Here is a 5,602-nt window from a genome sequence, read left to right on the forward strand (position 1 = left end):
TTTCCTGCTTTACTCCAACGGGATGAGCTCCAATAACTCTTTATAATGCCCTAAAACGACCTTCCCCCGTCCGACTATGGGCACTATGATTGGCCGCCGTCCCCTAAACATCCTTTATTTTTCTGACGCTGAAAAACCTTATTGTCCGTCCCCAATCCCAGCTAGAAATGCCTGAATTATTATCACTAAGCTTTCATCCAAATCCAAAGCCATCTTGAATCCGCCTTTTTGCTCTAACGAAGAAAAACCATGTAAAATACTGCGCAATCCCCTGACAGCATGTAAGGCATGATCCCCCTCCAACTGATACGCCTGCAAAATTCGGACGGTAAGATCCACGATTTTTGCACCTGCTTCCTGTACCTCCACATCTTCAGGGTCCGGGGCGAGTAATGTGGCCTCATATATCCCCGGATGAAAACGGGCAAAATTGACATATGCCTGGCTAACTGCAATTACCGCATTGGTGCCTGACACCCCAATCGCCGCATCTGCCATCCTCCTATAAAGTTTGTCGATTCCGTAGATTGCCAACTTCTTCCGTAGTCCGGTCAGTCCGTCAAAATGGTTATATAATGAGGGGGGACGGATTCCCAATTTCTTTGCCAGGTTCGCCAAGGTGACCTCCTGCATTCCATATTGATCGGCAATTTCCCCTGCAGCTTCAATTATCGTTGTGATATCAAGTGCAAATTTTGGTCTAGGTGACATGATAACTACTCCTCTATCCGATTTTCCGTTCTAAATTTCCAATAGCCTGCTCCATCACCCGCAAAGGATTCACGGCCATTTCCCCATGCCCTACCGCAAGAAGCTGAGGTTCATAACTTATTAGTTTCTTTGCACTGGCTAATGCCGTTTTCTTACTCCATGTACCAAAAGCCGGAAATGGAAACCACGGCTTCATATCTCCTGCAACAGCGATTCCCCCTCTTGTCTGAAAGGCATCGCCTGCAATCACTGCCTTTGTCCGTATATCCAAAAACGACATCGAACCTGGTGTATGCCCTGGCGTTTCGATGGCAGTTAACGAACCTATAAGATCGCCTTCCTTCAATAATACATTAGCCCGGGTTGTTAACTTTTTCGGCACGCCGCCTTTAATCGGCGTTTGGTCCTCATGCGTATCGAGAGAACGGTCACCATTCATTAACCTGTGGTCTCGAATGGAAATATAAACTGGTACCTCTGGCATCATGTCTTTTAAAGAATCCAGAGCGCCGACGTGGTCCTCATGGGCATGTGTTAAAACAATTTTTGTAATCGGCTTTCCGATTGTTTCAGCTGCCTTCATAATCCCCTTCGAACAAAAGCCAAGAGCCGCATCAATCAATGTTAATCCATCCTCTTCCTCCACCAAATAGCAGTTTACCGGAAAAACACTTGCCATAAACGTCACTTGATATAAATAACCGTTTTTAATCAATCTCACAATTATCATTCCCCTTTAACTAACATCATTAGTTTCATTTTAACTAATGATGTTAGTTAAAGCAAGTATTTCTTTTTAAAAATTTTTCGTTAAAATAATCAATCTCGGTTTCTACTTTCCCCACGTAACAAATGTTCAAATCATTTTAAGAGATATGCGAAACACTTGAGCAATCTCCCCTATTTTCAAAATAAATTTAATGCAAGTTAATTATATTTGAAAGACCCGCTTTAAGCGGTCTTTTCCATTTTTAAAAAAGAGTAATTGAATTTTCACCCTCTTCCTGTATAATTATTCCGGAATGAAACAATAAGCAACTGGAATTAATCGGCAAAAGGAGGTTCATCATGACAAATGGTGTAATTATTCAATTTAACAATGTAACAAAACAATATGATAACGATCCACCTGTACTAAAAGATGTAAGTTTTGAGATTGAGCGTGGGAAATTTTATACCCTTCTAGGCCCTTCCGGATGTGGTAAGACCACGATATTAAGGTTAATCGCGGGCTTTACCGAGGCATCTGAGGGGGAAATATTTTTTAACGAAAAAAAAATCAACGATATACCTGCAAATAAACGACAGGTGAATACTGTATTTCAAGATTATGCACTCTTTCCTCATTTAAATGTCTTTGAAAATGTGGCGTTCGGATTGCGTATTAAAAAACTGAAAAATGCGGAGATTGAACAAAAGGTGAGGGAAGCACTCAGCTTTGTAAACCTTAAAGGTTACGAAACCCGGGAAATCAGGGAAATGTCCGGAGGGCAGCGCCAGCGTGTCGCTATCGCCCGTGCAATTGTTAATGAGCCAGAAGTGATTCTGCTCGATGAACCATTGTCCGCACTCGACTTAAAATTGCGCACTGAAATGCAATATGAATTACGCGAACTCCAGCGCCGCCTTGGAATCACCTTTATTTTCGTAACACATGACCAAGAGGAAGCGCTAGCGATGTCCGATGAAATTTTTGTCATTGATAAAGGGAAAATCCAGCAAAGCGGCACACCAACAGATATTTATGATGAGCCGATCAACCGGTTTGTTGCTGACTTTATTGGTGAATCCAATATTGTAAAAGGACGGATGATTGCCGATTATCGTGTTGAATTTGTTGGCAAAGAATTTGAATGTGTTGACCAAGGCTTGAACGAGAATGAACCTGTTGAAATTGTCATTCGTCCCGAGGATATGGTCATCACTACCTTGGAACACGGGAAACTCCAGGTGCGTGTTGATTCCCAATTATTTCGCGGTGTTCATTATGAAATCTGCTGCTATGACAAAGATGAAAATGAGTGGCTTGTCCATTCAACGAAAAAGGCAAACGTGGGTGATAAAATCGGGCTTTATTTCGACGCCGAGGCCATTCACGTAATGCGCCACGGTGAAACAGAGGAAGAATTCGATCGCCGTTTAGAAGCGTATACGGACGTGGAACCCGATGGAAAATAAACTGTCGCGCAATCTGTATATGGTTCCTTATGTGCTTTGGATTGTTCTCTTTGTAATTGCACCAATTTTCCTTGTGGTTTATTATTCTTTCTTTGATATCGAAGGGAATTTGTCGTTCATTAATTACCAAAAATTTTTCACTCCGGTTTACTTGAAGATGACCTTCAGTTCCTTTTGGTATGCCTTTTTGATTACCGCCATTTCGCTGCTGATTGCTTATCCAACAGCCCTTTTATTAACAAAAACCAAACATAAACAGCTTTGGCTTTTATTAATCATTGTCCCATCCTGGATTAATTTACTGTTAAAAGCCTATGCTTTCCTCGGTATTTTTGGGACATATGGCGTGACAAACAGTTTCTTAGAAGTAATCGGAATTGGGGCACAACAAATTTTATTTACTGATTTCAGTTTTGTGTTTGTATCGGTTTATATTTTTATCCCGTTTATGATTTTGCCGATCTTTAATTCTTTAAATGAATTGAATCCCACCCTTTTGGATGCGGCCAATGATTTAGGGGCATCCAAATGGATTACATTTCGAAGGGTCATCTTCCCATTGACAATGGACGGGGTGAAATCAGGCTGCCAAGTTGTCTTCATTCCAGCGCTTTCCCTGTTTATGCTGACAAGGCTAATTGCCGGCAACCGTGTCATCACGCTTGGCACAGCAATTGAACAACATTTTCTTGTAACTAGGGACTGGGGAATGGGTTCGACAATTGCCGTCTTTTTAATTATTAGTATGTTTCTGATTATGATTGTAACAGGTACCCGAAAGAGAGGTGTGTAATATGGATAAAAGAATATCTCCCATATCAAAGCTCTTTTTAGTGATTGTTTTTTTCATCCTTTATGCACCGATTTTCTTTTTAGTGTTCTATTCATTTAACAGCGGCGGAACGATGTCCAATTTCGAAGGCTTTACTTTGGACTGGTACAAAGAGCTTTTTCATGACGTAAGACTTCTCATCATTGTCCTGAATACGCTGGTGATTGCCTTGTTATCGGCGTTAATTTCAACCGTTGTTGGTGTGCTCGGTGCTTTAGTGATTCACTCGGTTAAACGCAGGCAGACTAAAAATACCTTATTATCATTAAATAATGTTCTAATTGTCAGCCCGGATGTTATTATTGGCGCGTCCTTTTTAATTTTGTTCACCATGGCCGGCATCAAACTAGGCTTTTATTCGGTGCTTTTCTCGCATATCGCCTTTAGCATACCCATTGTTGTCCTTATGGTGCTGCCAAAATTAATGGAGATGAGCCCGACCTTAATTGATGCTGCCAAGGACCTGGGGGCAAACCGCTGGAATGTCCTGTCTAAAGTGACTTTACCATTTATCACACCTGGAATTTTTGCCGGTTTCTTTATGGCCTTGACCTATTCCTTCGATGATTTCGCCGTCACATTTTTTGTGACCGGCAACGGTTTTTCAACGCTTTCTGTTGAGATTTATTCCTTGGCCCGCCGGGGAATCGCACTGAATATTAATGCATTATCAGCCCTACTTTTCTTATTCACGATGCTGCTTGTCGTTGTCTATTACTTTATTACGCAGCGCAACAAGCCTAAGGGAATGGGGGTTCGAAAATGAACAGGTTATTTCGTATTTTTCTAGTTGTGGCACTTATTTCTGGATTACTATTATTCGCCACTAACAGGTTGAACTCCTCCCAGGGCTATTCGAGCGGCAAAACCTTAACGATTTTTAACTGGGGCGACTATATTGATGCAGAGTTGATCAAGCGCTTTGAAAAAGAATCAGGGATTAAAGTCGTTTATGAAACCTTCGATTCGAATGAGGCCATGATGACGAAAATCGAGCAGGGCGGCACGACCTACGATATCGCTGTTCCATCCGAATATATGATTGAAAAAATGCGGCATGAAGACCTGCTTGTCCCATTGGATCTTTCAAAACTGCCCAACTTAAAATATATTGATCAGCGATTTATGAACCTGCCCTTTGATCCCGAAAATAAATATTCGATCCCTTATTTCTGGGGAACTGTCGGGATTGTCTTTAATCCGAAAATGCTTCATGGTAAAAAAATCACCAGCTGGAAGGACCTCTGGGATCCTAAATTAAAAAATGAGATTCTGTTAACCGATGGTGCCCGAGAAGTGATTGGTATGGGGCTTAACAGCTTAGGCTATTCGCTGAATGATACAAACAAACAGCACTTAATCGAAGCTAAGGAAAAACTGGATTCCCTTACTCCAAATATAAAAGCCATTGTTGGTGATGAAATCAAAATGCTGCTTGCCAATAAAGAGGCCTCTGTTGGTCTAGTCTGGTCTGGTGATGCTTCAGAAATTATGTCCGAGAATGAAGACTTGGATTATGTGGTTCCGGAGGAAGGATCTAATTTGTGGTTCGATAATATGGTCATTCCAAAAACTGCAAAAAATATCAAAGCGGCCCACCAATTTATTAATTTTATGCTTGACCCAAAGGTCGCGGCCCAAAATGCCGATTACGTCGGCTATTCAACCCCAAACAAAGGGGCGCTGAAACACATGCCGAAGGAAGTAGTCAGCGATACACGTTTCTACCCCTCTCCAGAGTTAACGGAAAAACTAGAAGTATATGAAAACCTAGGCAAAAAGAACCTAGCCTATTATAACGAATTGTTCTTGCAATTTAAAATGCATCGAAAATAAGAAAGGCGCAAGCGCCCTGGTCAGCTCACGACAGGCCTGGAGCAC

The 5,602-nt window shown here is 41.6% G+C and carries 6 protein-coding genes; 4 read left to right on the forward strand and 2 right to left on the reverse strand.

Translation table 11 applies throughout. The features are described 5' to 3' along the window. Positions 1–138: 138 nt before the first annotated feature. Positions 139–711: a TetR/AcrR family transcriptional regulator gene (locus BSO02S_RS23105; RefSeq protein WP_066073293.1), complete on the reverse strand. Its 573-nt coding sequence runs from the start codon at positions 709–711 to the stop codon at positions 139–141. A 13-nt stretch (positions 712–724) separates the two neighbouring features. Beyond that, positions 725–1,432 (reverse strand): MBL fold metallo-hydrolase, encoded by a 708-nt coding sequence (locus BSO02S_RS23110; protein WP_066073295.1) that lies wholly within the window; start codon positions 1,430–1,432, stop codon positions 725–727. 347 nt (positions 1,433–1,779) lie between these two features. On the opposite strand from BSO02S_RS23110, the gene BSO02S_RS23115 reads away from it, so the two are divergent. Genes BSO02S_RS23115 through BSO02S_RS23130 form a run of 4 tightly spaced genes read left to right on the forward strand, consistent with a single transcriptional unit; the run spans position 1,780 to position 5,557 of the window. After that, entirely contained in the window at positions 1,780–2,889 is a 1,110-nt protein-coding gene (locus tag BSO02S_RS23115) for an ABC transporter ATP-binding protein (RefSeq protein ID WP_066073298.1), read from the forward strand. After that, complete coding sequence (locus tag BSO02S_RS23120) at positions 2,879–3,682, forward strand: ABC transporter permease (protein WP_066073301.1); 804 nt, start codon at positions 2,879–2,881, stop codon at positions 3,680–3,682. The genes BSO02S_RS23115 and BSO02S_RS23120 overlap by 11 nt, the downstream gene beginning before the upstream one ends. 1 nt (position 3,683) lies before the next feature. Further along, positions 3,684–4,487, forward strand: coding sequence for an ABC transporter permease (locus BSO02S_RS23125; RefSeq protein WP_066073303.1), 804 nt, complete (start codon positions 3,684–3,686; stop codon positions 4,485–4,487). Beyond that, entirely contained in the window at positions 4,484–5,557 is a 1,074-nt protein-coding gene (locus BSO02S_RS23130) for an ABC transporter substrate-binding protein (RefSeq protein WP_066073306.1), read from the forward strand. Before BSO02S_RS23125 ends, BSO02S_RS23130 begins: the two co-directional genes overlap by 4 nt. The last annotated feature ends 45 nt before the right edge of the window (positions 5,558–5,602 follow it).

It is taken from the genome of Neobacillus soli NBRC 102451 (assembly GCF_001591665.1).
Taxonomy (GTDB): Bacteria; Bacillota; Bacilli; order Bacillales; family Cytobacillaceae; genus Neobacillus; species Neobacillus soli.

Bases quoted from the DNA above. Each gene is read 5' to 3' on its own strand.
- BSO02S_RS23105 (WP_066073293.1), bottom strand. From the start codon at position 711: ATGTCACCTAGACCAAAATTTGCACTTGATATCACAACGATAATTGAA.
- BSO02S_RS23115 (WP_066073298.1), top strand. From the start codon at position 1,780: ATGACAAATGGTGTAATTATTCAATTTAACAATGTAACAAAACAATAT.
- BSO02S_RS23125 (WP_066073303.1), top strand. From the start codon at position 3,684: ATGGATAAAAGAATATCTCCCATATCAAAGCTCTTTTTAGTGATTGTT.
- BSO02S_RS23130 (WP_066073306.1), top strand. From the start codon at position 4,484: ATGAACAGGTTATTTCGTATTTTTCTAGTTGTGGCACTTATTTCTGGA.
- BSO02S_RS23120 (WP_066073301.1), top strand. From the start codon at position 2,879: ATGGAAAATAAACTGTCGCGCAATCTGTATATGGTTCCTTATGTGCTT.